The organism is Tetzosporium hominis (genome assembly GCF_002265435.1).
Lineage (GTDB): Bacteria > Bacillota > Bacilli > Bacillales_A > Planococcaceae > Chryseomicrobium > Chryseomicrobium hominis.
Genome location: NZ_NOKQ01000182.1, coordinates 1 through 255 on the forward strand (window position 1 = coordinate 1; position 255 = coordinate 255).

Annotated in this window: 1 protein-coding gene; it reads left to right on the forward strand. The window is 44.7% G+C overall.

Annotated elements, in window-relative coordinates; all coding sequences use genetic code 11:
* Nucleotides 1-7: 7 nt before the first annotated feature.
* Nucleotides 8-145: a helix-turn-helix domain-containing protein gene (locus tag CF394_RS03820; protein ID WP_341476723.1), complete on the forward strand. Its 138-nt coding sequence runs from the start codon at nt 8-10 to the stop codon at nt 143-145.
* Nucleotides 146-255 lie beyond the last annotated feature (110 nt).

The window sequence follows — 255 nt, forward strand, 5'->3', positions numbered from 1 at the left end:
AGAGCTCCTGCTACACCACGAGAAATCTATCGGACAAATCGCTGAAATCTGCGGGTACGACACCCTGACTCACTTTCATCGAAATTTCAAAACGTTGACGGGAATGACTCCCGGAGCGTATAGGAAGCAGGTAATTGACAGTTGACCCATTTAGAATTATATTATTTATAGTTAAGCACTTAACTAAATAGGGGATGTGATCTCGTTGAATGACGACCTGCAACAATACGTGCTGGATTTGCCGCTGCCGACCCT